General features: G+C 66.7%; 21 protein-coding genes and 1 tRNA gene. 13 read left to right on the top strand and 9 right to left on the bottom strand.

Annotation, left to right across the window (positions count from 1 at the left end; translation table 11 throughout):
* Positions 1 to 11: 11 nt before the first annotated feature.
* The 11 genes from AC0Z2B_RS30210 (at position 12) to AC0Z2B_RS30160 (ending at position 14,598) form a co-directional block, all read left to right on the top strand.
* Positions 12 to 593, top strand: coding sequence for a hypothetical protein (locus tag AC0Z2B_RS30210; RefSeq protein WP_476301610.1), 582 nt, complete (start codon positions 12 to 14; stop codon positions 591 to 593).
* 381 nt (positions 594 to 974) lie between these two features.
* Positions 975 to 2,018, top strand: a complete 1,044-nt coding sequence (locus AC0Z2B_RS30205) for a patatin-like phospholipase family protein (RefSeq protein ID WP_476301608.1) — start codon at positions 975 to 977, stop codon at positions 2,016 to 2,018.
* 234 nt (positions 2,019 to 2,252) lie between these two features.
* A complete protein-coding gene (locus AC0Z2B_RS30200) occupies positions 2,253 to 3,212 on the top strand; it encodes an AAA family ATPase (RefSeq protein ID WP_416423198.1) in 960 nt (319 codons plus the stop codon).
* 5 nt (positions 3,213 to 3,217) lie between these two features.
* Complete coding sequence (locus AC0Z2B_RS30195) at positions 3,218 to 4,162, top strand: DUF58 domain-containing protein (RefSeq protein WP_416423197.1); 945 nt, start codon at positions 3,218 to 3,220, stop codon at positions 4,160 to 4,162.
* Positions 4,159 to 4,653, top strand: a complete 495-nt coding sequence (locus tag AC0Z2B_RS30190) for a DUF4381 domain-containing protein (protein ID WP_416423196.1) — start codon at positions 4,159 to 4,161, stop codon at positions 4,651 to 4,653. Before AC0Z2B_RS30195 ends, AC0Z2B_RS30190 begins: the two co-directional genes overlap by 4 nt.
* Entirely contained in the window at positions 4,646 to 5,722 is a 1,077-nt protein-coding gene (locus tag AC0Z2B_RS30185; RefSeq protein WP_476301606.1) for a vWA domain-containing protein, read from the top strand. The genes AC0Z2B_RS30190 and AC0Z2B_RS30185 overlap by 8 nt, the downstream gene beginning before the upstream one ends.
* Positions 5,719 to 7,488 carry a vWA domain-containing protein gene (locus AC0Z2B_RS30180; protein ID WP_476301604.1) on the top strand — a complete coding sequence of 590 codons (1,770 nt, stop codon included), beginning with the start codon at positions 5,719 to 5,721 and terminating at the stop codon, positions 7,486 to 7,488. Before AC0Z2B_RS30185 ends, AC0Z2B_RS30180 begins: the two co-directional genes overlap by 4 nt.
* Positions 7,485 to 9,113, top strand: coding sequence for a BatD family protein (locus tag AC0Z2B_RS30175; RefSeq protein WP_476301602.1), 1,629 nt, complete (start codon positions 7,485 to 7,487; stop codon positions 9,111 to 9,113). Before AC0Z2B_RS30180 ends, AC0Z2B_RS30175 begins: the two co-directional genes overlap by 4 nt.
* A 42-nt stretch (positions 9,114 to 9,155) precedes the next feature.
* Positions 9,156 to 10,394 carry an exonuclease SbcCD subunit D gene (locus AC0Z2B_RS30170; RefSeq protein ID WP_476301601.1) on the top strand — a complete coding sequence of 413 codons (1,239 nt, stop codon included), beginning with the start codon at positions 9,156 to 9,158 and terminating at the stop codon, positions 10,392 to 10,394.
* Positions 10,391 to 14,029, top strand: coding sequence for an AAA family ATPase (locus AC0Z2B_RS30165; protein ID WP_476301599.1), 3,639 nt, complete (start codon positions 10,391 to 10,393; stop codon positions 14,027 to 14,029). Before AC0Z2B_RS30170 ends, AC0Z2B_RS30165 begins: the two co-directional genes overlap by 4 nt.
* Complete coding sequence (locus AC0Z2B_RS30160) at positions 14,026 to 14,598, top strand: glutathione S-transferase (RefSeq protein ID WP_476301597.1); 573 nt, start codon at positions 14,026 to 14,028, stop codon at positions 14,596 to 14,598. Before AC0Z2B_RS30165 ends, AC0Z2B_RS30160 begins: the two co-directional genes overlap by 4 nt.
* Positions 14,599 to 14,869: 271 nt before the next feature.
* Here the strand turns inward: AC0Z2B_RS30160 and AC0Z2B_RS30155 are convergent, their stop codons facing one another.
* Positions 14,870 to 15,049: a hypothetical protein gene (locus AC0Z2B_RS30155; protein ID WP_416423189.1), complete on the bottom strand. Its 180-nt coding sequence runs from the start codon at positions 15,047 to 15,049 to the stop codon at positions 14,870 to 14,872.
* Between the two features lie 419 nt (positions 15,050 to 15,468).
* Here AC0Z2B_RS30155 and AC0Z2B_RS30150 point away from each other — a divergent pair, with 419 nt between their 5' ends.
* Positions 15,469 to 16,107: an RES family NAD+ phosphorylase gene (locus AC0Z2B_RS30150; protein WP_476301595.1), complete on the top strand. Its 639-nt coding sequence runs from the start codon at positions 15,469 to 15,471 to the stop codon at positions 16,105 to 16,107.
* Between the two features lie 24 nt (positions 16,108 to 16,131).
* Here AC0Z2B_RS30150 and AC0Z2B_RS30145 read toward each other — a convergent pair whose 3' ends face one another.
* From AC0Z2B_RS30145 to AC0Z2B_RS30110, 8 genes are all read right to left on the bottom strand, one after another.
* Positions 16,132 to 16,743 (bottom strand): hypothetical protein, encoded by a 612-nt coding sequence (locus tag AC0Z2B_RS30145; protein WP_476301593.1) that lies wholly within the window; start codon positions 16,741 to 16,743, stop codon positions 16,132 to 16,134.
* 209 nt (positions 16,744 to 16,952) lie between these two features.
* Positions 16,953 to 17,027: transfer RNA gene (locus AC0Z2B_RS30140), tRNA-Gln, on the bottom strand.
* A 191-nt stretch (positions 17,028 to 17,218) separates the two neighbouring features.
* Complete coding sequence (locus AC0Z2B_RS30135) at positions 17,219 to 18,040, bottom strand: alpha/beta fold hydrolase (protein ID WP_476301591.1); 822 nt, start codon at positions 18,038 to 18,040, stop codon at positions 17,219 to 17,221.
* 142 nt (positions 18,041 to 18,182) lie between these two features.
* The gene (locus AC0Z2B_RS30130) at positions 18,183 to 19,355 is read right to left on the bottom strand and encodes a lactonase family protein (RefSeq protein WP_476301589.1); all 1,173 of its coding nucleotides are present in this window, start codon (positions 19,353 to 19,355) and stop codon (positions 18,183 to 18,185) included.
* A 71-nt stretch (positions 19,356 to 19,426) separates the two neighbouring features.
* Positions 19,427 to 19,699: a DUF5629 family protein gene (locus tag AC0Z2B_RS30125; RefSeq protein WP_416423184.1), complete on the bottom strand. Its 273-nt coding sequence runs from the start codon at positions 19,697 to 19,699 to the stop codon at positions 19,427 to 19,429.
* 250 nt (positions 19,700 to 19,949) lie between these two features.
* A complete protein-coding gene (locus tag AC0Z2B_RS30120) occupies positions 19,950 to 21,524 on the bottom strand; it encodes an aldehyde dehydrogenase (NADP(+)) (RefSeq protein ID WP_476301587.1) in 1,575 nt (524 codons plus the stop codon).
* Positions 21,525 to 21,533: 9 nt separating this feature from the next.
* On the bottom strand, positions 21,534 to 22,526 hold the full coding sequence (gene araD1, locus AC0Z2B_RS30115; protein ID WP_476301586.1) for an AraD1 family protein: 993 nt from the start codon (positions 22,524 to 22,526) through the stop codon (positions 21,534 to 21,536).
* 21 nt (positions 22,527 to 22,547) lie between these two features.
* Positions 22,548 to 23,879 carry an MFS transporter gene (locus AC0Z2B_RS30110; RefSeq protein WP_416423181.1) on the bottom strand — a complete coding sequence of 444 codons (1,332 nt, stop codon included), beginning with the start codon at positions 23,877 to 23,879 and terminating at the stop codon, positions 22,548 to 22,550.
* Between the two features lie 170 nt (positions 23,880 to 24,049).
* On the opposite strand from AC0Z2B_RS30110, the gene AC0Z2B_RS30105 reads away from it, so the two are divergent.
* The gene (locus tag AC0Z2B_RS30105) at positions 24,050 to 25,789 is read left to right on the top strand and encodes a dihydroxy-acid dehydratase (RefSeq protein ID WP_473005873.1); all 1,740 of its coding nucleotides are present in this window, start codon (positions 24,050 to 24,052) and stop codon (positions 25,787 to 25,789) included.
* Positions 25,790 to 25,851 lie beyond the last annotated feature (62 nt).

Below are 25,851 nucleotides of genomic sequence, written 5' to 3'. Positions count from 1 at the left end.
GGAAATCTGCTGTGAGACGTTCCAAACAAATTTGCTTCGGCTTCAGCCGTGCCGTGACGTTTCGAATCGCGTTGATGTTCGCCACGACCTTATGCGCGAGCTGCACCACAAGCTCGCCAACGGTAGCCGCACGCCTTACCGCGAAAAGCTTAAGCATCAGCAAGGACAACCTGATCAGGCTGGCTTTCAGCGCCGATCAAAACCTATCGAATATATTCAACCTGAGTGACCCAACTAGTCAGTTGACACCCGTATTCATATGTTCGCTCGATGGAAGTCGAAATTTCGCCCATCGGCACTCACTCAAGGCAAAGGCTGAAGGCATCATCCACGCAACGCCACGAACCGCTTGCCGGGCTTTCAACTACTACGCTGATTTGATTTTTTACTTCACCCTCGATGATGGCTCCCAGCTCGACCTGAATAGCTACTCCGCTTTCATACCAATCATTCATCAGCAGCAGAGCATTTCCTGCAAAGCCGTTATCACGGCTTATGGCTACAAGCCATACCTCACCAACGATCTGGTCATTCCATCCGCACTGATGTTGGAGGCACTCGCCAATGCAGCCACCCATGAAGCTGGACACTGATTTTTTTGGGTGGCCTGAGCGAAAGCCAGCCAAGGTAACGATGTGATTCAGACAATCATCCTCACCCTCGGAACCTTGTTGACTCTCGAATGGGGCCGAATGATGACCGTGTGACGGCCGCCAGGTGGTAGCCGATATTGCCTTGCCGCTCTTGAGATCGAGCGCCGCCCGCGCGGCGCATCGCGACCAAGGTCGGCTCCTACATCTGTTGCAACGCGCCATGGCCTGATCGGTCGGCGTCGCCAGCCTTGGGTTCCATCCAGCGGCCCAGCCGCTGCCGAAACAAAAAATGGAAACACCCCCGCCCCACCCTTGTCCCGCCCCCACCCAATGGCGCATTGTGAACCCACCAAGCAACGCCACGCTCCGGGGGGCTCCAGCATGAAGAAACGCGTCGCACTGGTACTGGGCTCGGGCGGCGCCCGGGGGTATGCGCACATTGGCGTGATCGAGGAAATCGAGCGCCGGGGCTATGAGATCGGCTGTGTGGCCGGCTGCTCAATGGGCGCGGTGGTGGGTGGCATATATGCCGCCGGCAAGCTGGACGAATACCGCAACTGGATCGAGAGCCTGGACTACCTCGACGTGCTGCGCCTGGTGGACGTGAGCTTTCGCCTGGGGGCCATTCGCGGCGAAAAGGTGTTCGGGCAGATTCGCAAGATCGTCGGCGAGCTGAACATCGAGGACCTGCGCATTCCCTACACGGCGGTGGCCACCGACCTCACCAACCAGCAGGAGATCTGGTTCCAGGAAGGCTGCCTGCACCAGGCCATGCGCGCCTCGGCGGCGATTCCCAGCCTGTTCACGCCGGTGATCCAGGGCAACCGCATGCTGGTGGACGGCGGCATCCTCAACCCGCTGCCCATCGTGCCGGTGGTGTCCAGCCACTGCGACCTGATCATCGCGGTGAACCTCAACTCCACCAACCAGAAGCAATACCAGTTGCCGGTGATCGAACGGCCGGCGGCGTTCAAGCAGCGCTTCAACGCGCTGCTCAGCTCCCTGGGCTCGCACCTGCCGTTCCGGCGCAAGCAGGCCGAGGCCTTGCTGCAACTGGAGCAGGAAACCCTGAAGCCTGCCGCGGCGATTTTGCCCAACCCGTGGCTGGCCGACGCGGCGTCGCCCAACGCCCAGCAGCCGGCCGTCGCGCCCGAGGAAGATGGTGCGCCCAGCTCTGCCACGGGGTCGATCATCGTCGATAACGTCGGCCCGGCGTCCCTGCTGGACCTGATCAACCAGAGCTTCGAAGTGATGCAGACCTCGCTGGCGCAGTACAAGATCGCCGGCTACCCGCCGGACATCCTCATCAACGTGCCCAAGCGCGTGTGTCGGTTCTTCGAGTTCTACAAGGCGCCGGAGCTGATCGAGCTGGGCCGGCTGATTGCCAGCGATACGCTGGACAATTACGAGCGCGAACGGCACTAGCCCTGTAGCCGCTGCCGCAGGCCGCGCTGGCCCTATGCCCCACTGCAGATATTCGGTGCACTCAAGGGCCAGCGCAGCCTGGTGGCAGCGGCTACGAGATCTGTGGCGCCTTCGGCAATGCACAAAGATTTTACCGCCAGCGTTAGTCCTGCAAGGCCCGGATAGATTAAAGTAATGCCCCCGGCCCGGGCGTTATCTTGACGCACCGGTCACCTTCTCCAGGAACCTTCATCGATGGAACATCGTGAAGCGCTGATCGCGCTGCGAACCTTTCTCTCCACCCAGATCCTCGGCCAGGAAAAACTGATCGACCGCCTGCTGATCGTGCTGCTGGCTGACGGCCACATGCTGGTCGAGGGCGCGCCTGGGCTGGCCAAGACCAAGGCCATCAAGGAACTGGCGGAAGGCATCGAGGCGCAGTTCCACCGCATCCAGTTCACCCCCGACCTGCTGCCCGCCGACATCACCGGCACCGAGATCTACCGCCCGGAAACCGGCAGCTTCGTGTTCCAGCAGGGGCCGATCTTCCACAACCTGGTGCTGGCCGACGAAATCAACCGCGCCCCGGCCAAGGTGCAGTCGGCGCTGCTGGAGGCCATGGCCGAGCGCCAGGTCAGCGTGGGGCGCAGCACCTACGAGCTGTCGCCGCTGTTCCTGGTGATGGCCACGCAGAACCCCATCGAGCAGGAAGGCACCTACCCGCTGCCCGAAGCCCAGCTCGACCGCTTCCTGATGCACGTGAAAATCGGCTTTCCTGACGCCGCCGTCGAACGCCGCATTCTCCAGCAGGCCCGCGGCGAGGCGCTGAACGGCGAGACCAAGCCCGAGCGGCGGGTCAGCCAGCAGGCCATCTTTGCCGCGCGCAAGGAAATCCTCGGGCTGTACATGGCCGACGCCGTGGAGGAATACCTGGTGCAGCTGGTGATGGCTACGCGCACCCCGAGCAAGTTCGACGCCGAAATGGCCGAGTGGATCGCCTACGGCGCCAGCCCGCGCGGCTCCATCGCCCTGGACCGCTGCGCGCGGGCCCACGCCTGGCTGGCAGGGCGCGACTTCGTCAGCCCCGAGGACATCCAGGCGGTGCTGTTCGACGTGCTGCGCCACCGCATCATCCTGTCGTTCGAGGCCGAAGCCGCCGGCATCGACCAGGACCGGGTGATACAGCGCATCCTCGACGTCGTCGCCGTCGCTTGACCAACATGTCCGTGCCCGCGCCTACCGCACCCGGCACTCGCATCAGCCTCGCCGAGCTGATCGAGATGCGCCACCGCGTGCGCGAAGTGCAGCTGTTCTCCACCCCCGGCCAGCGCAGCCCGCTGATCGGCCTGCACCATTCCAAGCTGCGCGGCCGCGGCGTGGACTTCGACCAGGTGCGCGTGTACCAGGCCGGCGACGACGTGCGCAGCATCGACTGGCGGGTGACCGCACGCACCCAGGAGCCGCACACCAAGCTGTTCCATGAAGAGCGCGAGCGGCCTATCTATATCCTGGTGGAACAGAGCCAGCGGCTGTTCTTCGGCTCGGGGCTGATGTTCAAGTCGGTGCTGGCCGCCCAGGCCGCTGCGCTGATCGGCTGGGCCGCGCTGGGCCACAACGACCGCATCGGCGGCCTGGTGTACGGCGACGGCGAGTATTACGAGGTGAAGCCGCGGCGCAGCAAGCAAAGCCTGCTGCAACTGCTCAACCGCCTGGTGCGGGTCAACCAGTCGCTGCACACCGACAGCCGCCACGACGACGAAGCCCTGAGCATGGCCCTGCGCCGCGCCCGCGAGGTGCTGCGCCCCGGCAGCCTGGCCTTCATCATCTGTGACGAGCGCGCCCTGAGCAGCGCCGCCGAACAGCAGCTCAGCCTGCTGTCGCGCCACTGCGACCTGCTGTTGCTGCCGCTGTCCGACCCGCTGGACCACGCCCTGCCGGCCGCCGGCCTGCTGCGTTTCGCCCAGCGCGGCGCGCAACTGGAGCTCGACACCCTCAACCCCGAGCTGCGCCAGGCCTACCGCGCCCAGGGCGAGGCGCGCATTGCCCGCTGGGAGCGGCTGGCGCAGAAGTTGCGCATCCTGATGATGCCCCTGAGCACCCAGAGCGAAATGATCGAACAGCTGCGCGAATACCTGAACCCGCACAAACCGGGCAAAAGCCAATGAGCAGCCTGGACGACCTGCAACCGCTGATCACCCCGCCGCCGCCGGGCCTGTGGCCGCCCGCCCCCGGCTGGTGGCTGCTGCTGGCCTTGCTGCCGGTGCTGGGCTGGGGCCTGTGGCGCCTGCGCCGTTTCCTGCCCAAGCGCAAGGCCGCAGCGCCGGTGGAGCAGCCACTGGACCCGGTGCGCCAGAACGCCCTGGACGAACTGGCGCGCCTGCCCAAGCCCTACGACGGCGCGCCCGCCGGCGCCTGGCTGCAGCAGATCAACGCGCTGCTCAAGCGCCTGTGCCGCAACCATTACCCCAACGCCAACAGCCACACCCTCAACGGCCGGCAGTGGCTGGCGTTCCTCGACAACCGTTGCCCGGCCGCCGGCCTGACGCGTTGGATGGTGCTGGTGGAAGGCGCCTACAAGCCCGAATGCAAACTCGACGACAAGGCCATCAAGGGCCTGAACCAGTCGGTCGAGACCTGGATCCGCAAACATGTTTGAGTTCGCCTGGCCGTGGATTTTCCTGCTGGCGCCGCTACCCTGGGTGCTGCGCGCCCTGCTGCCGGTGGCCGACAGCGGCGAGCCGGCGCTGAAAGTCAGCTTCCTCGACGAGCTGGAAGGCCTGGCCAAGCGCCGCGCGCGCATGAGCCTGCCCACCTGGCGCCAACAGGCGCCCTTCGTGCTGCTGTGGCTGTTGCTGCTGGGCGCCGCCGCCCGCCCGCAATGGCTGGGCCAGCCGCTGCCCATCGCCGCCAGCGGCCGCGACCTGCTGGTGGCCGTGGACGTGTCCGGCTCCATGGACTACCCCGACATGCACTGGGAAGGCGATGACGTCAGCCGTCTGACCCTGGTCAAGCGCCTGCTCGGCGACTTCCTGGAAAACCGCAAGGGCGACCGCGTGGGCCTGATCCTGTTCGGCAGCCAGGCCTACCTGCAGGCGCCGCTGACCTTCGACCGCCACACCGTGCGCACCTGGCTGGACGAGGCGCGCATTGGCATCGCCGGCAAGAACACCGCCATCGGCGACGCTATCGGCCTGGCGGTGAAACGCCTGCGCATGCGCCCGGCGCAGAGCCGCGTGCTGATTCTGGTCACCGACGGCGCCAACAACGGCGGCGAGATCCACCCCCTGACCGCGGCGAAACTGGCGGCCGAGGAACACGTGAAGATCTACACCATAGGCATCGGCGCCGACCCGTCCGAGGACGGCGCCCTGGGCATGCTGGGCATCAACGCGAGCATGGACCTGGACGAGGCCAGCCTCACCGAGATCGCCCGCCTGACCGGCGGCCAGTACTTCCGCGCCAAGGACGGCGAGCAGCTGAAGACCATCGGCGCCAGCCTCGACCGCCTGGAACCGGTGACCCAGCAACCCACCCAGGCCCGCCCTACCCAGGCGCTGTACAGCTGGCCGCTGGCGGCGGCGCTGCTGATGAGCCTGCTGCTGGTGGTGCGCGAGCAATGGCCGGACGCCCGCTGGCAACGCCTGCTGGCGCGCCGGCACTTCCTGCCGGCCAGCAGCGACTGGCGTGAACGGCTCAAGCGCCTGCGCTTGCGGAGGCGCCGATGATCGCCCTGTGGCCCCACTGGTTCCGGCCCGCCTGGCTGTTGCTGCTGCCCGTGCTGGGCTGGCTGCTGTGGAAGGTCTGGCACCGGGAAAAACGCGCCGGGCGCTGGCAGGTGCTGCTGCCGCCAGCCTTCCACGCCATCTTGCTCAACGGCGCCCACGGGCGCGGCAGCAAGACCCCGTGGGTCGTCCTTGGCCTGGCCTGGCTGCTGGCCGCCCTGGCGCTGCTGGGCCCCAGCTGGCAGCGGGTGGAACAGACCAGCCAGAAGCCCGCCGACCCGCTGGTGGTGATGCTGGAACTGACCCCGGACATGCTCGCCACCGACGTCGCCCCCAGCCGCCTGGAACAGGCCCGGCGCAAGCTGCTGGACCTGCTGCAGGCGCGCCGCGACTCGCAGACCGCGATCATCGTCTACGCCGGCTCCGCCCACGTGCTGGTGCCGCTGTCCGATGACCTGGCCACCAGCCGCAACCTGCTGGACGCGGTCAAGCCTGCGATCATGCCGCAAAGCGGCCACCGCGCCGACCTGGCCGTGGAAAAGGCCCTGACCCTGCTGCACCAGGCCGGGCTGGGCCAGGGCCGCCTGCTGCTGATCGGCTCGTCGCTCAGCGACGCCGAGCGCGACGGCATCGTCCAGCGCCTGGGCCGCGACGCCCCGCGCTTGCTGATATTGGGCATCGGCACCCGCGACGGCGCGCCGGTGCGCGACGAACAGGGCGAATACCTCAAGGACGCCCAAGGCGCCATCCTGCTACCGCGCCTGGACAACATCGGCCTGAAGACCTTCGCCGGCGAAGTCGGTGGCCTGTACCGCCAGGCGCACCTGGAAGACGACGACCTCGGCGAACTGGGCCTGCTCGATGGCCCGCTGAGCCTGCGCAGCACCGGCCAGACCGTACAGCTCGACAGCTGGGCCGACCAGGGCTACTGGCTGTTGCTGCCGCTGTTGCTGCTGGCCGCCTGCGCCGGGCGCCGCGGCTGGCTGTTCTGCCTGCCGCTGCTGCTGTGCCTGCCGCAGCACAGCTTTGCCGCCAGCTGGGACGACCTGTGGCTGCGCCCCGACCAGCAAGGCCAGCGCCTGCTGCAGCAACAGCGCCCAGCCGAGGCCGCGCAGCACTTCGAAGACCCGCAGTGGCAGGGCATTGCCCTGTACCGCGCCGGCGACTATGCGGCCGCCGCCCAGCACTTTGCCCAAGGCAACGAGGCCCAGGACCATTACAACCGCGGCAACGCCCTGGCCAAGAGCGGCGAGCTGGAAGCGGCGCTGGATGCCTACGACCAGGCCCTGGAGCGCCAGGCCGACCTGGCCCCGGCGTTGCGCAACAAGGCGCTGGTGGAACAATTGCTGCACGAGGAGCAACGCAAGGCCCAGGCCGCCGCCGACGCCGCGGCGCAAGCAGCACGGGACGCCGCCAACAACCAGGCCACGACTGCACCCGCGCAAAACGCCCAGTCCGACGCCGCCGCGCAGCAGGCGCAGAACAACGCCCAGCAGGCGGCCGACACCGAACAACATCCGCCCCAGGACCAGGCCAAGGCCGGCAACAACCCCACGCCAGGCGATACTGACAGCACCGCCGCCACCAGCCAGACGCCGGACGCGCAAACGCCGATCTTCGCCCCGCCGCCGCCCACCGACGGCGACCTCAACGACGAGCAGCGCCAGGCCCTGGAGCAATGGCTGCGGCAGATTCCCGACAACCCGTCGGAACTGCTGCGGCGCAAATTCTGGTATGAACAGCAACAACATCAGGAAAAGACCCGATGAGTCGCGCAAGCGTCCTGCCCCTCACCCTGCTGCTCGCCGTGCTGGCCAGCCAGGCCCACGCCGCCGCGCTCACCGCCAGCGTCGACCGCGCGCGCCTGGCCGTGGGCGAGACCCTGGTGCTGACCCTGGAAACCAGTGACGTCACCCAGTTCGGCAAGCCCGACCTGACCGGCCTGGACGCCGCCTTCGAGGTGCGCGACACCCGCCAGGTCAACCAGCTGCGCACCCTGGGCGGCGACAGCGAGGCCACCACCCGCTGGCTGATTACCCTGGCGCCGCGCCGCGCCGGCACCCTGAACATCCCCTCGCTGCAGGTGGGCGACCTGCACAGCGAGGCCATCAGCGTGCAGGTGCTGGCCAGCCAGGCGCCGGACGCCAACACCGAGGCGCCGGTGTCCATCGAGGCCAGCCTGGACACCAACAGCGTCTACGTGCAGGCCCAGGCCGTGCTCACCGTACGCGTCTACCATTCGGTGGCGCTGTACGACGACAGCAACATGACCCCGCTGCAGGTGGCCGACGCGCGCATCGAGCCGGTCGGCGACACCCGCACCTACGAAAAGCTCATCAACGGCATTCGCCACGGCGTCATCGAAAGCCGCTACGCCATCTACCCGCAGCACAGCGGCAGCCTGCAGATTCCGCCGCTGACCTTCAGCGCCACCGAAGTCGAACCCGCCCCCGCCGGCCAGGACGCCAACAGCCCGCACCCGGGCAAGCTGGTGCACGTGACCTCGGCGCAGCTGGAGCTGACCGTCAAGCCCAAGCCCGCCAGCTACCCCACCGACGCGCCCTGGCTGCCGGCCCACAGCCTGGCCCTGAGCGAAAGCTGGAACCCCGAGCCCGACCACCTGCAGGTGGGCGACTCCATGACCCGCACCCTCAGCCTCAAGGCCGAGGGCCTGTCGGCCGCGCAACTGCCGCCGCTGCCGGGCACCGACAACATTGCCCTGCGCCGCTACCCCGACCAGCCGCAACTGAGCAACCTGGTCAACGAACGCGGCCTGGTGGGCAGCCGCGACGAGCGCGAGGCGCTGGTGCCGGCGCGCGAAGGCAGCATCGAGGTGCCGGCCATCGACGTCACTTGGTGGAACACCCAGGAAGACCACCTGGACCACACCAGCCTGCCGGCGCGCACCCTGCAGGTGGCGCAGAACCCGACCCTGACGGTGGACACCCCGGCCGCCAGCAGTGCCGCCACGCCGCTGCTGTGGCCGTGGCAGCTGAGCACCCTGGTGCTGGCGCTGACCACCCTGGCCGGCTTCGTGCTGTGGTGGCGTGCACGCTCGCAACCCGCCGTGGCCCGCGTGGCGCAGGCCGGCCCCAGCCCGCGCACGCTGCTGGACGACCTCAAGCGCGCCTGCCTGGCCAACGACCCCCAGGCCACCCGCCAGGCCCTCGACGCCTGGGCGCGGCAGCAGCCCGAGACCCTGGCCGACATGGCCGCGCGCTTCGTGCCGCTGTCCGACGCACTGGACGGCCTCAACGGCGCGCTGTACAGCGAAAGCGGCCAGCACTGGCAAGGCCAGGAACTGTGGCGCGCCATCGGCACCATCCCCGCCAGCGAAGCCGTGCAGGCGCCCGTCGGCGACAACGGCGCGCTGCCGCCGCTCTACCCCAAATAGCCAGCCCCTGCCCCCCGGGCAGGGCCTGCCAAGGAATTTGCGATGCACCTGTTTCACACCTCCGACTGGCACCTGGGCCAAAGCCTGCATGGCCAGGACCGCGACTTCGAACACGCCTGCTTCCTCGACTGGCTGCTGGCCCGCCTGGGCGAGCGCCGGCCGGACGTGCTGCTGATCGCCGGCGACATCTTCGACACCGTCAACCCGCCAGTAAAAGCCCAGGAACGCCTGTACGACTTCATCGTCAACGCCCATGAGCAACAGCCGGCGCTGACCATCGTGATGATCGCCGGCAACCACGACTCCGGCTCGCGCATCGAACTGCCGGCGCCACTGATGCGCCGCCTGCGCACCCACGCCCTGGGCCGCGTGGTGTGGCTGGACGACGGCCAGCTGGACAGCGAGCGCCTGCTGATCCCCTTGCAAGACGCCGACGGCGAAGTGGCCGGCTGGTGCCTGGCGCTGCCGTTCCTGCGCCCGGCCGAAGTTACCGGCGCCACCCTGGGCGACGACTACCTCAAGGGCATCGCCCACGTGCATGAACGCCTGATCGCCGCCGCCGAGGCCAAGCGCCAGCCGGGCCAGGCGCTGATCGCCGTCAGCCATGCGCACATGGCCGGCGGCTCGGTGTCGGTGGACTCGGAGCGCAGTCTGATCATCGGCAGCGCCGAGGCCCTGCCCGCCAGCCTGTTCGGCGAGGCCATCAGCTACGTGGCCCTGGGGCACCTGCACAAGCCCCAGCAGGTCAACGGCGAAACGCGCATCCGCTACAGCGGCTCGCCGATCCCGCTGTCGTTCTCCGAAATCGACTACCCGCACCAGATCCTCGAGGTCCGCTGCGAGGGCGAGCAGCTGCTCAGCGTCGAACCGCTGCTGGTTCCCCGCGCCGTGGACCTGATCCGCCTAGGGCCGGCGCCCCTGGCCGAGGTGCTGGCCAAGCTGGCCGACCTGAACGAGGTGGACCTGCTGGCCGACCTCACCCACCAGCCCTGGCTGGAGGTGCGGGTGATACTCGACGAGCCCCAGCCCGACCTGCGCCAGCAGGTCGAAACGGCGCTGCAGAACAAGGCCGTGCGCCTGGTGCGCATCGGCGCCGAATACGCCGGCAGCCGTGGCGCCGACGACGGCGACGCGGCGCTGATCGAACTGGACCAGCTCAGCCCCCAGGAGCTGTTCAGCCGTGCCTGGCTGGACAGCTACGGCAGCGAGGTGGACAGCGCCACCCTGGATGACTTCGCCCTGCTGCTGCAGGAAGTGCAACTGGCGGGAGAACAGCCATGAAAATCCTCGCCATTCGCCTGAAGAACCTGGCCTCGCTGGCCGGCCCGTTCGAGCTGGACTTCACCGCCGAACCCCTGGCCAGCGCCGGCCTGTTCGCCATCACCGGGCCCACCGGCGCCGGCAAGAGCACCCTGCTCGACGCCCTGTGCCTGGCGCTGTTCGGCGCCGTACCGCGGCTGAGCAAGACCGGCCGCGACGCCAAGGTGCCGGACGCCGACGGCGAGATCAACACCGGCGACCCGCGCACCCTGCTGCGCCGCGGCACCGGCGCAGGCTTCGCCGAGGTGGACTTCGTGGGCATCGACGGCCGCCGCTACCGCGCCCGCTGGGAAGCCAACCGCGCGCGCGACAAGGCCGGCGGCAAGCTGCAGGCCAGCCGCCAGAGCCTGCGCGACCTGGACAACGACCAACTGCTGGCCAGCCAGAAAGGCGAATACAAGACCCTGCTCGAAGGCTGCCTGGGCCTGAACTTCGAACAGTTCACCCGCGCCGTGCTACTGGCCCAGAGCGAGTTCAGCGCCTTCCTCAAGGCCGACGACAACGAGCGCAGCGAGCTGCTGGAAAAGCTCACCGACACGGCGCTGTACACGCGCCTGGGCAAGCGCGCCTTCGAGAAGAGCCGCGACGCCCGCGACGCCCACAAGCAGCTGCAGGACCAGGCCGGCGGCATCGCGCCGCTGCCCGCCGAGGCTCGCGAAGCCCTGGACCTGGAATACAGCACCGCCCTGGGCCTGTTGCGCACCGAGCAGGCGCGCCTCAAGCAGCTGGAACAGCAGCGCCAATGGCACGTGGAAGGCCAGCGCCTGCACGGCGAACGCCAGGCCGCCAGCGAGCAGCTGCAACAGGCCGAACAACAGGCGCAAGCCCTGGGTGACAGCCGCGCCACCCTGGCGCGCCTGGACACCTTGGCGCCCCAGCGCCACCTGTTCAGCCGCCAGGCCGAACTGACCGGCGAACTCCAGCCGCTGGCGGCGCGCATCGCCGGCCACCAGCAGGCCAGCGAACAACTGCACACACGCCAGGCGCAGCTGCAACTGGCCCGTGAACAGGCACAGGCCGCACTGACCGCTGCCCTGGCCGCCCAGGCTGATGCCGCGCCCGCCTTGCGCCAGGCTTTCGACGAACAGAGCCACCTGGCACGCCTGGACGAACAGGCCGCACCCTTGCAGCAGGCCCTGGAGGCTGCCGAAGCTGCCCGCGAGCAGGGCCAGGCTGCCATCCAGCGCCTGGACCAGGGCCAGCAGGCCAGCACCGCGCGCCTCGAACAGATCACCCAGCAATTGGCCCAGAGCGCAGGCCTTGCACCGCTGGCCGAGGCTTGGCCGGTATGGCGCCCGCGGCTGCAGCAGGCGCTGACCCTCAGCGCGCGCCTGCTCAAGGGCCGCGAAGAACTGCCGGCCCTGGAACAACGCGCCAGCGCCAGCCAGGCGCAGCTGGCCGAACGGCAACAGGCGCTGGACGCACTGTACCAGCAGGCCGGCTGCGCGCCCCACGAACTGGCCGACCGCCTCAGCGCCCTCACCCGCCAGTTGCAAGGCAGCCGCCAGCAGCTGCGCAGCGTCGAGGACCTGCACCGGCACTGGCAGCGCCAGCAGGAACTGCAGGAGCGCCAACACAGCCTGGGCGAACAGGCCCGCGTTGCCGCCGAGCAGCGCGAGGTGCGCACCCGCGAAGGCCTGCAGCTCAAGGGCGAGCACGAGACCGCCGTGCAGCAACTGGACGTTACCGTCGCGCTGCTCAACCGCCAGCGCCTGGCCCGCAGCGCCAGCGTCGAGGAACTGCGCGCGCAGCTGCAAGCCGATCAACCCTGCCCGGTGTGCGGCAGCGCCGAGCATCCCTGGCATCAGCCCGAGGCGCTGTTGCAGGCGCTGGCGGGGCACGATGACAGCGAAGAGCGCAACGCCCGCCTGGTGGTGGAAAAACTGGCCGCGCGCCTGGCCGAGCTGCGCGTCGAAGTCATCGCCCTGCGTGACCAGCAGGCGCAGCTCAAGCAACAGGACGAACAGCTGCAAGGCCAGCTGGGCACGGTGCAACCGCTGCTGGAAGCTCACCCGCTGTACGCTGCGCTGAGCGACGCAGAACAACCCGGCCCGTGGCTGGAACACCAGCAGCAGGCCGCCCACCAGCGCATCCAGGCCGAGGAACAGCAGCAAGGCGCGCTGCTGACCCTGCAGCAACAGGCCGGCGCCCAACAGCAGCAACTGCAACAGGCGCAGCAGGCCAGCCAGGACGCCAGCCGCCTGCTGGCCGAGCAAAGCCAGCACCTGCACAACGACCAGCAGCGCCTGGACGAAGAACTGCAAGCGTTCGCCAGCGTGCTGCCGGCCAGCGACCTCGACGGCCTGCTGCACACCCCGGCCGCCACCTTCATGGCCCTGGACAACAGCGTCAGCCAGCGCCTGCAACACCTCGAGCAGCAGCGCGAGGAACAGCAGGAACATGACGAGCGGCGCCAACGCCTGACCCAGGAGCGCCTGCTGCAACAGGCCCGCGAACAGGCGGCCGAGGCCCAGGCCGAAGCCCTTGCGCGGTTTACCCAGCAGCACCAGGCCGCCAGCGAACGCCTGCAGGCCCTGCTCGGCCAGCATGCCGACGCCGCCACCTGGCAAACCGCGCTGGAGCAGGCCGTGCATCAGGCGCGCACCACCGACAGCAACGCCGCAACCCAGCAGCAGGACGCCAGCAACCAGGCCCTGCAATTGGCCAGCGAACTCAAGGCCGACCAGCAGCGCCAACAGCAGCTCGACGCGACGCTCGGCGAGCTGACGGCCAGCCTCGGCGCCTGGCGCCAGCAGCACCCGCAGCTGGACGACGACGGCCTGGCCGCACTGCTGGCCATCGATGAACAGCAGGTCAGCCAGCTGCGCCAGCGTCTGAGCCAGGCCGACAAGGCCGTGGAAGAAGCCCGTGTGCGCCTGCACGAGCGCGAACGCCAGCTGCAAGCGCACCAGGCCCAGGCCAACGGCGCCGGCACTGTCGACGAACTGGACGCCAGCCTGCTCCAGGCCCAGCAACAGTGCGCCGCCTGCGAGGAAACCTGCGCCGAGCTGCGTGCCCGCCAGGTCGAGGACCAGCGCCGCCTGGCTGCCCACGGCGAGCTGCAGGCGCGCATCGAACAGGCTTACGGCGAGTTCCAGCGCTGGGGCCGCCTGGCCGCGCTGATCGGCTCGGCCGAAGGGGAGAAATTCCGCAAGCTGGCCCAGGCCTACAACCTCGACCTGCTGGTGCACCACGCCAACGCCCAGCTGCGCCAGTTGGTGCGCCGCTACCGCCTCAAGCGCGGCGGCAGCATGCTCGGCCTGCTGGTGCTGGACACGGAAATGGGCGATGAACTGCGCTCGGTGCATTCGCTGTCGGGCGGCGAGACCTTCCTGGTCTCCCTGGCGCTGGCCCTGGGCCTGGCGTCCATGGCGTCGAGCACCCTGCGCATCGAGTCGCTGTTCATCGACGAAGGCTTCGGCAGCCTCGACCCCGAGTCCCTGCAACTGGCCATGGACGCCCTCGACGGCCTGCAGGCCCAGGGCCGCAAGGTGGCGGTGATCTCCCACGTGCAGGAGATGCACGAGCGCATCCCGGTGCAGATCCAGGTCAAGCGCCAGGGCAACGGCCTCAGCAGCGTCGAGGTGACGGGATGATTCTGTACTCCTTCCGCCGCTGCCCCTACGCCATGCGGGCGCGCATGGCGCTGCGCTACAGCGGCGTGCCGGTGGAGATTCGTGAAGTGAGCCTGAAGGCCAAGCCGGCGGACATGCTGGCAGCGTCGCCCAAGGGCACGGTGCCGGTGCTGGTGCTGGCGGACCGGGTGATCGACGAGAGCCTGGACATCATGCGCTGGGCCTTGGCACACAACGACCCGGATGGCTGGCTGGAAAGCGATGACGATGAGCTGATCGCTTGCAACGACGGCCCGTTCAAGCAGGCGCTGAACCGCTACAAGTACGCCGACCGCTACCCCGAACACCCCATGGCGTTCTACCGGGAACAGGGCTGCGCTTTCCTGCAGGTGCTGGAAGCTCGTTTGCTGCAAAAGCAGTGGCTGGCAGGTGAGCGCTTGGGCCTGGCTGATATCGCCATCGCGCCGTTTATCCGCCAGTTCCGCGGTGTGGACCCGGACTGGTTCGGGCAGGCGCCCTACCCGCGCGTGCGCGCGTGGATCGAAGGCATCATCGAGTCTGCGTTGTTCAAGGCCATCATGGCCCGCTGAGTATCAGCCGCCGACGACGAACTGCGTGGCAATGGTGGCCGCCAGCATCACCGCTACATACAGGCCGATGGCCAGGTAGGCACCGTGACGGGCAGACGAAAGAATGGCACTGGCCATGATGAAGGCTCCGTGGCGAAGAATTCAGGCTGACAGGATCAGGTATTGCTGCGCCGAAAACCAGTGACAAACATCAATGAAGGTTATCGGTTTTCTTGATTGTAGCTGATGGCTAGCAACCCGCCGCGGATCGGGCGGGTCTGCTCAGGGCTGCTCAGTGCTGGATCTTGTGGTCCAGGGCGGCATAGAAGTTGGCGCTTTTCTGCAGGTACTGCTGGGTGTAGCTGCTGACGGCGGCCTTGCGTTCGGTGACCTGCACGCTGGCGTGGGCTGGCAGCGCCACGGTGGCGGAAACGGCGGAAGCGGCGATCACGGAGAAGAGATTGAAGTTCATGGCGGCGTACCTCGAATAGGGTGGTTTGGCTGGGGCCGGTGAGGCCATGGGTCAAACTTACGCCTGGGGTGCCGCAGGTAGAAATTCATTGGGGTGGTAGCGGATATCATCGGGATTGATATTGGGCAGCCTCACCGTAGCAGCGGCCGCAGGCCGCGTCCAAGGCGCCACGCACCGCCAGATACCTCGCGGACCGCAGACGCAGCCTTCGGCAGCTGCTACGCAAGTACCCTGTAGCACCGGCCGCCAGGCCGGGTCAGCCCCCCCGCCGCCCTTGCTGCATCCGGTAACATTTCCGGACCGATGTAGGGGTTGTCCTCCTTGCCAGGTATTCCTATTCTCCCGCTCCACATCCAAAGGCCCCCAATCCCGCAGGTCTGCGCAGCTGCGTACACAACAACATATGGAAATGGACAGACATGACCGAGACCAATCCAGAGACGGTGCAACGCCTTCTACTGGAACGGCAGGATGTATGGATACACCTGCCAGCAAAAACTTCGGTGTTTCGCATCACCAGCCACCCAACGCCCATTTTCTACAACCGCCGCTCGATCTCGAGGTACAGCGACCCCTTCCAGGAGGTAGGGGTTTGCTACGTCGCGGGCAGCCCGGAAGTTGCCATTGCCGAGACTTTCCAGCACGGCCGGAATGGGCTTGGCTCTCCCGTGCTCGTAGCCGAAATCAGCAGCGCGTCACTTCACCAGCTGGAAACGGCTCGGACCCTGCGGCTTGTTGATGTGCAGCGCCTGTGTAGCTACCTCGGGGGCAAATTGGGCGCTATCTGCGAAGGCAGGGGGCAAGGCGGGTCAGGATATCGGCTCACCCAACAGCTCAGCGGTGCCTGCATGAGAAGCGGCGTTGACGCGGATGGACTTGTGTACAGCTCGGTAGCCTTTGGCCGGGCCCTATCGATGGAGGGCCATAATGTGGTGCTGTTCGAAGGGCGCGGCACCCAGTTGCTAGCCCTCGACGCATCACCTGTTGAGACTGTCATGCTATCCGGGGACACTACAGCGCTTGAGCTTTTACTTCAGCTCAAAGTGCTTGTGGTGTAGCCAAGCAACCTCAAGGGCTGCCGGTTACTTCCCCATCTCCAACCGGTTACGGAAGTCGCGCAGAATGATGTCAAACGCCGCCTCATGCTCCAGCAGCAGGTAACGAGGCTGCCAGTTTGCCGGCTTCCCTGGCTCAGAGAAATCCATCGGCTGGGCCAGGAACAAGACCAACACATTGACCAGCGTTTCATCCGCCGGGTCTATGCCCAGCTGTTTGATCAACTGGCCAATCACCGGCGTTTCCCTGCCGTTGCGAAATTGGAAATCGGGGTAGTAGCGGCGACGGTTGTGGGTGTAGGCGACCACGCTGCCCGTCCGGGTTTTCTTGCTCAGCGCCTGCTTGGTGACCCCAAGAATGGCGCACACATCGCTGGCTTCCAAGGCGTCGTAGGCCTCCTGGAAACCTTGCAGGGCATCGGCTTTCATCTGTGCCAGGGCGATTTCATTACGGGCCTGGATGCTCATTGGCCGGGCAGGCTTCTTGAGGACCACCGCAACCGCCTTTTCACCCTTGAGCTTCGCCGCTGCAATAACCGCTGATTCGGGAATGGCGAGGATCAGCGCCTCAAATTCCTTCAGCAGCGCCGCCTTGGCCGCTTCAAACGAAGGGTTCAACGGGGTGGGGTGGACGTTCATGGCAGGTTTCCCAGGATTCAAGAAGCAGTGAATGAAGGCTAAGCCTACAAAAAACAACTGTCAACTTGTAAACCTGACTACCTGTCACCCATAAAGTAAGCAAAAATGTCTACCTCCGCCACCCATAAAGCTCAAACGCCAGGCACGACAAATCCCCCACAATGCTCATGCACCTGGGAGAAAAAGAATTCAAATACTGGAAGAGAAAATGGCAGGGGCGGCTGGATTCGAACCAACGCATGGCAGGATCAAAACCTGCTGCCTTACCGCTTGGCGACGCCCCTGTAGGTGTTGCGACGAGCATGTTGCTTAGTGCTCGTTGGGTATGGCGCGCAATTTACCAGCAAAATATCGATCTGTGAAGCCCTTGTGCGAAATTTTTTCTTTAAAAACAGCTGCTTGCCCTCTCGAAAGGCCGCAAGGCGGCGCCGGGCCCCGTTTTCCCTGCGGATTGCGGGGGCCAGCGCCGGCGGTGTCAGGCCTTGAAGAACGCCAGCAGGTCCTGGTTGATCACCTCGGCATGGGTGGTGCACATGCCGTGCGGATAGCCCTTGTAGACTTTCAGCGCGCCACGGTTCAGCAGTTTGATCGACAGCTCAGCCGAGTCGGCGATGGGCACTATCTGGTCGTCGTCGCCGTGCAGCACCAGCACCGGCACGCTGATCTGCTTGAGGTCTTCGGTGAAGTCGGTTTCCGAGAAGGCCTTGATGCAGTCGTAGTGGGCCTTGGTGCCGCCCATCATGCCCTGGCGCCACCAGTTGTCCTTGACCCCTTCCGAGACGTCGGCGCCCTCACGGTTGTAGCCGTAGAACGGCACCGGCACTTCCTTGTAGAACTGCGCGCGGTTGGCGGCCAGGGCGCTGCGGAAGCCGTCGAACACCTCGATGGGCAGGCCGCCGGGATTGCTCGCGGACTTGACCATGATGGGCGGCACGGCGCCGATCAGCACCGCCTTGGCCACCCTGCCCGCCCCGTGCCGGGCCACGTAGCGCGCCACCTCGCCACCGCCGGTGGAGTGGCCGACGTGGATGGCGTTCTTCAGGTCCAGGTGCGCCACCAGTTGGGCGACGTCGCTGGCGTAGGTATCCATCTCGTTGCCGGTGGCGGTCTGAGTGGAACGGCCGTGGCCGCGGCGGTCGTGGGCGATGACGCGGAAGCCCTGGTGCAGGAAGAACAGCATCTGCGCGTCCCAATCGTCGGCGCTCAGCGGCCAGCCGTGGTGGAACACGATGGGTTGGCCGGTGCCCCAGTCCTTGTAGAACAGCTGGGTGCCGTCTTTGAGGGTAAACAGAGCCATGTGTCACCTCCAGTGTGCGGAAAGCATGCGCACGCTGCGCAGGCCGAACAGGGAGGTTAGATGGTGGAAGGCGGGGCGATGGTGCCGCTCGTCGTCGGGCATCGCAAAGCAAAACCCCCGCTTTCGCGGGGGTTCTGGTGAATCAACGCAGGAACTTCACATCCGACGGCGAATCGATGTCGAGCTTCTGCACGGTGTCGCCGAGCTTGCCGGTGGCCGGGTCACGCTTGACCACCACGATCTGGTTGCTCTTCTGGTTGGCGATCACCACGAACTTGCCGCTCGGGTCGATGGTGAACTCACGCGGCTCGATACCTTCCACCGAGCGACGCTGCACTTCCTTCAGCTCGCCGCTGGCCTTGTCGATGCTGAACACCAGCAGCTCGCTGGCCTGGCCACGGTTGGTGACGTAGAAGAACTTGCCATCGGCCGAGAAGTGCAGCGCGGCGGTGGCCTTGTGGGCAGCATCGGCATCGGCGGCAGCCAGGTTGACGGCCTGCTTCTGCACCAGGTTGCCAGCCTTGACGTCGAACACGAACACCTGGCCGCTCATTTCGGTGGTCAGGTAGGCGTGCTTGCCATCAGCGCTGAACAACAGGTGGCGCGGGCCGCTGCCTGCCGGCAGTTGCACCGAGGCTGGCGAGGCGGCGGTCAGCGGCTTGGCCTTGTTGGCGGCGTCATAGTGGTAGACGAACACCTTGTCGGCGCCCAGGTCCTGGACGTAGACGAAACGGCCGTCGGGGCTGGAGACCACCGAGTGCACGTGGTCGCTGGCCTGGCGCTCGGCAACCACCTTGGAGGCTGCGTCGTGGCTTTCCTGCTGCACCAGTGGGCTCAGGGTGCCATCGGCGCCCACGCCGAACACCGACAGGCTGCCGTTAGGGTCCGGGTGCACCGAGTAGTTGGCCACGAACAGGTGCTTCTCACCCTTGGCCAGGCTCGAGAACGTCGGGTCTTCACCCTTGGTCTCGACCTGGTTGATCAGGGTCAGGTCATGGGTCTTGGGGTCGATCTTGAAGCTGCTGACCTTGCCAACCTTGTCGTGGGCCGAGTCAGGGCCGTTTTCGTTCACGGCGAACAGGTGCTTCTGGTCCTTGCTGATGGTCAGCCAGGACGGGTTCTCGGCCTTGGTCACGGCCAGCGGCTTGGCGCTGAGCTGGCCGGTGGCGCTGTCGAAGTGGTAGCGGTAGATACCTTCGCTGGTGTTGTTGGTGTAGGTGCCCACCAACAGGTCGTAGCCGCTGGCGGCCATGACGTGGGACGAGAGCACACTGATTCCGCTGGCGAGCAGCAGGGGCAGGAGATGGCGTTTCATTGTAGTTTTATCCTCGACGGGTCCTGATCAAAAGACCCCGGTCATATTCAGAAGTTGGACGCCAGGAACGCTTATTCCTGTTCGTCATCCTCATCCGTTGCAGAGAAACCACTGAGGCAGACTAGTTGATAGTTGCCGGTGTCGTTGCTGATTTCCCAGGACTGTTGCGCATCGTCGAAGCGCGCCGCCGCCAGTTGCTCGGCGGTGAAGCGCCAGCGCTTGAGCTCGCGCCCATCCATGCATTCGATACGCAGTTCGCCCGCGTCCAGGACAAAATCAAAGGCATGCAGATCATTGATCAGCAGCATGCCGCTTGTTTCTAGTTGTTCTTTAAGGCCGGTCATGACCATCTTTCATAAAGGGGGTGGAGAGGCACCCATGATATGCCAAATCGGCCAATTTGAAACCGGTTTCCGCTTCAATCTGTCGCACCCCCATGCCTGAAAACGCCGCGACCCTACGACGCAACAACCCCGTAGCCGCTGCCGCCAGGCTGCGCTGGCCCCTGAGTACACTGGAGATCTCCAGCGGGGCATGGGGCCAGCGCAGCCTGCGGCAGCGGCTACGGGGTTGTTGCGGGTTGTCGAGTTTATGTCACAAGGCGTCGCGGCTGGGGGCGCCGTCTACCAGGCGGGTGAGGCCCAGGGGGTTGGCGTTGCGCAGCGCCTCGGGCAACAGCTCGTCGGGGTAGTTCTGGAAGCACACCGGGCGCAGGAAGCGGTCGATGGCCAGGGTACCTACCGAGGTGCCGCGCGAGTCCGAGGTGGCCGGGTACGGCCCGCCGTGGACCATGGCTTCACAAACCTCGACGCCGGTGGGGTAGCCATTGAGCAGGATGCGCCCGACCTTCTGCTCCAGCAGCGCGGTCAGCTCGGCGTGGTGGCGGAAGTCGGCCGGCTCGCCGATCAGCGTGGCGGTCAGCTGGCCGTGCAAGGCCTCGAGCGCGGCGTTGAGCTGGTACTGATCCGCGACCTCGACCAGCACGGTGGTAGGCCCGAACACCTCTTCCTGCAGCACTTCATCGCCATCCAGCAGCAACTGCACATCGGCCTGGAACAGCTGCGGCTGGGCCTGGGCGCCCTGCTGGGTGCTGCCGGCCAGGTGGCGAATGCCGGGGTGGGCGTGCAGCGCCTCCAGGCCCTTGGCGTAGCTGCGCAGGGTGCCGGCGTTGAGCATGGTCTGCGCCGGTTGCGCGCCCATGGCGGCGGCCAGTTGCTGGACGAACACGCTGAAACCCGGCGAGCGCAGGCCAATCACCAGCCCGGGGTTGGTACAGAATTGGCCACAGCCCTGCACCACCGAGGCGGTCAGCTCGCGGGCCACGGTTTCCCCGCGCAGTTCCAGGGCCTGGGGCAGCAGGATCACCGGGTTGATGCTCGACATTTCGGCAAACACCGGGATCGGCTGCGGCCGCGCCGCCGCCATGTCGCACAAGGCCCGGCCGCCCTTCAACGAACCGGTGAAGCCCACGGCCTGGATGGCTGGGTGCTTGACCAGCGCCTCCCCTACCCCGGCGCCGTAGATCATGTTGAACACACCGGCAGGCATCTCGGTGCGCTCGGCGGCGCGGACGATCGCGTCCGCCACCCGCTCGGCGGTGGCCATGTGGCCGCTGTGGGCCTTGAACACCACCGGGCAGCCGGCGGCCAGGGCGGCGGCGGTGTCACCGCCGGCAGTGGAGAACGCCAGCGGGAAGTTGCTGGCGCCGAACACCGCCACCGGGCCGACGCCGATGCGGTACTGGCGCAGGTCCGGGCGCGGCAGCGGGGTGCGCTCGGGCAGCGCGCGGTCGATGCGCGCGCCGTAGAAATCGCCCCGGCGCAACACCTTGGCAAACAGACGCATCTGCCCGCTGGTGCGGCCGCGCTCACCCAGGATGCGCGCCGCCGGCAAGGCGGTTTCCTGGGTGACCAGGGCAACGAAGTCATCACCCAGCGCGTCCAGCTCGTCGGCAATCGCTTCCAGAAACTGCGCCCGCCGCTCGCTGCTCAGGCGTCGGTACAGCGGGTAAGCCTGCTTGGCCGCGCGGGCGGCGGCGTCGACTTCTTCCGGGGTGGCCTGGTGAAAGTCGAACGGCAGTTCGGCGCCGGTGCTGGCATCGACGCTCTTGACCACCACCGTGCCCTGGGCGCTGCGGCGCCCGCCAATGTAGTTATGACCACGAATCATGGAACCTCCTCAAAGCTTGCCGATGCTGCCGGGGGCGAACGCCGCCTCGCCACGGCCGACACGGTTGTTCAGCGGCGCGCCGAACTCATCCAGGCTGATCTCGAAACGGTCGCCCAGCTGGGTGCTGATGCCGTCGGCGAACGACAGCGTCGCGGTGCCGAAGAAATGGATGTGCACATCGCCCGGGCGCAGGAACTGCGCGTACTTGAAGTGGTGATACTCCAGGTTGTCGAAGCTGTGGCACATGTTGCCTTCGCCGCTGAGGAATTCTTTCTCCCACAGCAGCTTGCCGTCGCGCCAGATGCGACTGGTGCCCGCCAGGTGCGTGGGCAGTTCACCCACCCGCAGTTCCGGGCCGTAGGAGCAGTGGCGCAATTTAGAGTGCGCCAGGTACAGGTAGTTCTTGCGCTCCATCACGTGGTCGGAGAACTCGTTGCCCAGGGCGAAGCCCAGGCGGTACGGCTTGCCGTCGCGGCCAATGACATACATCCCGCCCAGCTCCGGTTCTTCGCCGGCGTCTTCGGCGAACGGCGGCACCGGGAACTCGCCACCGGGGCGCACGACGATGCCGCCGTCACCCTTGTAGAACCATTCGGGCTGCACCCCGGCCTGCCCCGCCGCCGGCTTGCCGCCGTCCAGGCCCCACTTGAAGATCTTCATGCTGTCGGTGACTGCAGCTTCCTCGCCCACCTGCTGGTGCATCTTGTCGCGGGTGGCGGCGCTGCCCAGGTGGGTCAGGCCGGTGCCGGTGATCAGCATGTGCGCCGGGTCCGGATGGTCCAGCGGCGGCAGGATGCGGCCCTCGTCCAGCAGCTGCAGGTAATCGTGGTGCTGGCCCAGGCCCAGGTCATCGACGTGGCGCGCCAGGCCAATGCCGGCCTCGATGGCCGCCAGGGCCAGTTCGCGCACGCTGTTGGCGCCGCGCACTTCGTGCACGCGGTCGCTGTCCACCAGGCCCACGCGGCGCTGGCCATCAATCAATTGGAATTGCACTAGACGCATGGTTGCTGCTCCCTTTTGTTGTCAGGTACGTGCGCTGGGTTGCGCGCTGCGGGCACTGGCGGCGAACTGCTCGGCCGGCAGCGCGTGGCGGCGCTCCAGCAGGCGGTAGACCACCGCGGTCAGCAGCAGGCCGAACAGCATCACGCCAGTGAGGAAATACAGGCCGCTGGCCAGGTTGCCGGTGTACTCCTTGAGCGCACCGATCACGAACGGGCCGATGTAGCCGCCCAGGTTGCCCACCGAGTTGATCAGGGCAATGCCGGCGGCCGCGCTGGCGCCGGCGAAGAAGCGCCCCGGCAGGGTCCAGAACACCGCCGTGCAGGAGAACAGCGAGAACGCCACCAGGCTCAGGGCCGCCAGTTGCAGCACCGGCACGCTGAGCCAGGCGCTGAAGAACAGGCCGGCGGCGCCCAGCACGTAGAGCACGGCCAGGTGGCCGTAGCGGTCGTTGAGGCGGTCGGAGCTACGCGGCACGATCAGCAGGCCGACGATGCCGAAGATGTACGGCACCGACGAGACGAAGCCGGTCACCAGGTCGCTGCCGCCGAACTGCTTGATCAGCGTCGGCAGCCACAGGCCCAGGCCATAGATGCTCAGGGTCACAGGCAGGTAGAACAGCGCCAGCAACAGCACGCGGAAATCCTTCAGGGCGTGCAGCGGGTTGCCGTGGCGGGTCTGGCCGTAGGTGTCGAGGTCTTTCTGCAGCTCGGCGGCCAGCCAGCCTTTCTCCACGGCGCTCAGCCACGTCACCTGCGCCGGGCCGTCGGGCAACCACTGCAGCACCGGCCAGGTGAGCAGGATGGCCGGCGTGCCGATGGCGATGAACAGCCACTGCCAGCCGTGCAGGCCCAGCACCCCGTCCATGCCCAGCAGGCCGCCGGACACGGGCCCGGTAATCATCATGGCGATGGGCTGCGAGAGGATGAACAGGCCGAGGATCTTGCCGCGGTGGCGCACCGGGAACCACTGGGTGATGTAGTACAGCACGCCAGGGAAGAAGCCTGCCTCGGCCGCACCGAGCAAAAAGCGCATCACATAGAAACTGTTGGGCCCCTGCACGAACGCCATGCCGATGGTGATGGCGCCCCAGGTGATCATGATGCGCGCAAACCAGCGCCGCGCGCCGAAGCGGGTCAGCAGCAGGTTGCTGGGGATTTCCAGCAGGAAGTAGCCGATGAAAAACAGCCCGGCGCCCATGCCATAGGCGGCATCGCCGATGCCCACGTCGCTGCCCATGTGCAGCTTGGCGAAGCCCACCGCCGAGCGGTCCACGTAGGCCACCAGGTACAGCAGGATCAGGAAGGGGATCAGTTTGAGGGTGATACGCCTGACCAGGCGCAGTTCTTCGCTCATGGCAACGGTCTCCAATTGTTCTTGTTATGGATGGGGATCGGCAGGCCGTCCTCCGTTGCGAACGACTATATAGTATTACTATTTAACGAACAACGACTTCACATGTTGGGATTTTAGGCCTATTTTAGCTATCAGCGCCGTCATTAAGTCTTACAATAAGAGAAGCCCACATGTCTGAGAAGAAACCTGCACTGCGTTCGGCCCAATGGTTTGGCACCGCCGACAAGAACGGCTTCATGTACCGCAGCTGGATGAAGAACCAGGGCATCGCCGACCACCAGTTCCACGGCAAGCCGATCATCGGCATCTGCAACACCTGGTCCGAGCTGACGCCCTGCAACGCCCACTTCCGCACCATCGCCGAACACGTCAAGCGTGGCGTGCTGGAGGCCGGTGGCTTCCCGGTGGAGTTCCCGGTGTTCTCCAACGGCGAGTCCAACCTGCGCCCCACCGCCATGCTCACCCGCAACCTGGCGAGCATGGACGTGGAAGAGGCCATTCGCGGCAACCCCATCGACGGCGTGGTGCTGCTCACCGGCTGTGACAAGACCACCCCGGCGCTGCTGATGGGCGCCGCCAGCTGCGACGTGCCGGCCATCGTCGTCACCGGCGGTCCGATGCTCAACGGCAAGCACAAGGGCCGCGACATTGGCGCCGGCACCATCGTCTGGCAGATGCATGAATCGCTGAAGGCCGGGCAGATCAGCCTCGACGAATTCCTCTCCGCCGAGGCCGGCATGTCGCGCTCGGCCGGCACCTGCAACACCATGGGCACGGCCTCGACCATGGCCTGCATGGCCGAAGCCCTGGGCACCTCGTTGCCGCACAACGCGGCCATCCCGGCGGTGGATTCACGCCGCTACGTGCTGGCGCACATGTCTGGCATGCGCGCCGTGGAGATGGTCAAGGAAGACCTGCGGCTGTCGAAGATCCTCACCCGCGAAGCCTTCGAAAACGCCATCCGCGTCAACGCCGCCATTGGCGGTTCCACCAACGCCGTGATCCACCTGAAAGCCATTGCCGGGCGCATCGGCGTCGACCTGGAGCTGGACGACTGGACCCGCATCGGCCGCGGCACCCCGACCCTGGTGGACCTGCAACCGTCCGGGCGCTTCCTGATGGAAGAGTTCTACTACGCCGGCGGCCTGCCCGCAGTGCTGCGGCGCCTGGGCGAAAACCACCTGATCCCCAACCCCGAGGCCCTCACCGTCAACGGCAAGAGCCTGTGGGACAACGTGCGCAACTCGCCCATCTACGGCGACGACGAGGTAATCCGCGCCATCGACAACCCGCTGGTGGCCGACGGCGGCATCTGCGTGCTGCGCGGCAACCTGGCGCCGCTGGGCGCGGTGCTCAAGCCCTCCGCCGCCACCCCGGCGCTGATGAAACACCGTGGCCGTGCCGTGGTGTTCGAGAACTTCGACGAGTACAAGGCACGCATCAACGACCCGCAGCTGGACGTGGACGCCGACTCTATCCTGGTGATGAAAAACTGCGGCCCCAAGGGCTACCCGGGCATGGCCGAGGTCGGCAACATGGGCCTGCCGGCCAAACTGCTGGCCCAGGGCGTGACCGACATGGTGCGCATCTCGGACGCGCGCATGAGCGGCACCGCCTACGGCACCGTGGTGCTGCACGTGGCGCCGGAAGCGGCGGCCGGCGGCCCGTTGGCAGCGGTGCAGGAAGGCGACTACATCGAACTGGACTGCAGCACCGGGCGCCTGCACCTGGACATCAGCGACGCCGAACTGGCGGCGCGCCTGGCCGACTGGCAGGCACCGGCGCACAACCTGCTGGCCGGTGGCTACCGCCAGCTGTACGTGGACCATGTGATGCAGGCCGACCAGGGCTGCGACTTCGACTTCCTGGTAGGCTGCCGCGGCGCCGAGGTGCCCCGCCACTCCCACTGACACCCCACCCGTAGCAGCGGCCGCCAGGCCGCGTCCCGCCGCGCCGCGCACTCCTCACGGTA

The sequence above is a fragment of the Pseudomonas sp. GYB4201 genome (assembly GCF_056312595.1).
The sequence above is the reverse complement of the archived record's forward strand: the minus strand, read 5'-3'. Positions and strand labels throughout refer to the sequence as shown.

Coding starts and splice junctions, on each gene's coding strand:
- AC0Z2B_RS30170 (WP_476301601.1), top strand. CDS start 9,156: ATGCACCTGTTTCACACCTCCGACTGGCACCTGGGCCAAAGCCTGCAT.
- AC0Z2B_RS30200 (WP_416423198.1), top strand. CDS start 2,253: ATGGAACATCGTGAAGCGCTGATCGCGCTGCGAACCTTTCTCTCCACC.
- AC0Z2B_RS30105 (WP_473005873.1), top strand. CDS start 24,050: ATGTCTGAGAAGAAACCTGCACTGCGTTCGGCCCAATGGTTTGGCACC.
- AC0Z2B_RS30175 (WP_476301602.1), top strand. CDS start 7,485: ATGAGTCGCGCAAGCGTCCTGCCCCTCACCCTGCTGCTCGCCGTGCTG.
- AC0Z2B_RS30125 (WP_416423184.1), bottom strand. CDS start 19,699: ATGACCGGCCTTAAAGAACAACTAGAAACAAGCGGCATGCTGCTGATC.
- AC0Z2B_RS30205 (WP_476301608.1), top strand. CDS start 975: ATGAAGAAACGCGTCGCACTGGTACTGGGCTCGGGCGGCGCCCGGGGG.
- AC0Z2B_RS30145 (WP_476301593.1), bottom strand. CDS start 16,743: ATGAACGTCCACCCCACCCCGTTGAACCCTTCGTTTGAAGCGGCCAAG.
- AC0Z2B_RS30195 (WP_416423197.1), top strand. CDS start 3,218: ATGTCCGTGCCCGCGCCTACCGCACCCGGCACTCGCATCAGCCTCGCC.
- AC0Z2B_RS30165 (WP_476301599.1), top strand. CDS start 10,391: ATGAAAATCCTCGCCATTCGCCTGAAGAACCTGGCCTCGCTGGCCGGC.
- AC0Z2B_RS30135 (WP_476301591.1), bottom strand. CDS start 18,040: ATGGCTCTGTTTACCCTCAAAGACGGCACCCAGCTGTTCTACAAGGAC.
- AC0Z2B_RS30130 (WP_476301589.1), bottom strand. CDS start 19,355: ATGAAACGCCATCTCCTGCCCCTGCTGCTCGCCAGCGGAATCAGTGTG.
- araD1 (WP_476301586.1), bottom strand. CDS start 22,526: ATGCGTCTAGTGCAATTCCAATTGATTGATGGCCAGCGCCGCGTGGGC.
- AC0Z2B_RS30110 (WP_416423181.1), bottom strand. CDS start 23,879: ATGAGCGAAGAACTGCGCCTGGTCAGGCGTATCACCCTCAAACTGATC.
- AC0Z2B_RS30155 (WP_416423189.1), bottom strand. CDS start 15,049: ATGAACTTCAATCTCTTCTCCGTGATCGCCGCTTCCGCCGTTTCCGCC.
- AC0Z2B_RS30185 (WP_476301606.1), top strand. CDS start 4,646: ATGTTTGAGTTCGCCTGGCCGTGGATTTTCCTGCTGGCGCCGCTACCC.
- AC0Z2B_RS30190 (WP_416423196.1), top strand. CDS start 4,159: ATGAGCAGCCTGGACGACCTGCAACCGCTGATCACCCCGCCGCCGCCG.
- AC0Z2B_RS30160 (WP_476301597.1), top strand. CDS start 14,026: ATGATTCTGTACTCCTTCCGCCGCTGCCCCTACGCCATGCGGGCGCGC.
- AC0Z2B_RS30180 (WP_476301604.1), top strand. CDS start 5,719: ATGATCGCCCTGTGGCCCCACTGGTTCCGGCCCGCCTGGCTGTTGCTG.
- AC0Z2B_RS30150 (WP_476301595.1), top strand. CDS start 15,469: ATGACCGAGACCAATCCAGAGACGGTGCAACGCCTTCTACTGGAACGG.
- AC0Z2B_RS30120 (WP_476301587.1), bottom strand. CDS start 21,524: ATGATTCGTGGTCATAACTACATTGGCGGGCGCCGCAGCGCCCAGGGC.